Source organism: Alkalicoccobacillus porphyridii, assembly GCF_007293315.1.
GTDB classification, from domain to species: domain Bacteria; phylum Bacillota; class Bacilli; order Bacillales; family Bacillaceae_D; genus Alkalicoccobacillus; species Alkalicoccobacillus porphyridii.
Genome location: NZ_VLXZ01000417.1, coordinates 1 through 235 on the forward strand (window position 1 = coordinate 1; position 235 = coordinate 235).

Consider the following 235-nt stretch of genomic DNA (forward strand, 5'->3'; position numbering starts at 1 on the left):
TAGGACATTCCGTTTGCATTCGACGGCCAAATCCGGCCGCCGGAACCACGGCGCAAACATCCAAATGAGTGGTTGCCATGTTAATTCCCGGGCTGATTTATCGATTGTTTTGCCCCGCAGACTGTGCGCGCTTCGACGCGTCAGGCACCAGACGATAAAAAGTTTCGCCCGGCCTGGTCATGCTGAGTTCATTACGCGCACGCTCTTCGAGCGCCTCCTGGCCGCCATTGAGATC

Annotated in this window: 1 protein-coding gene; it reads right to left on the bottom strand. The window is 56.6% G+C overall.

Annotated elements, in window-relative coordinates; all coding sequences use genetic code 11:
• Positions 1-97: 97 nt before the first annotated feature.
• On the bottom strand, positions 98-235 hold a 138-nt coding region (locus FN960_RS24785), incomplete at its 5' end, for a septum formation initiator family protein (protein WP_185971174.1).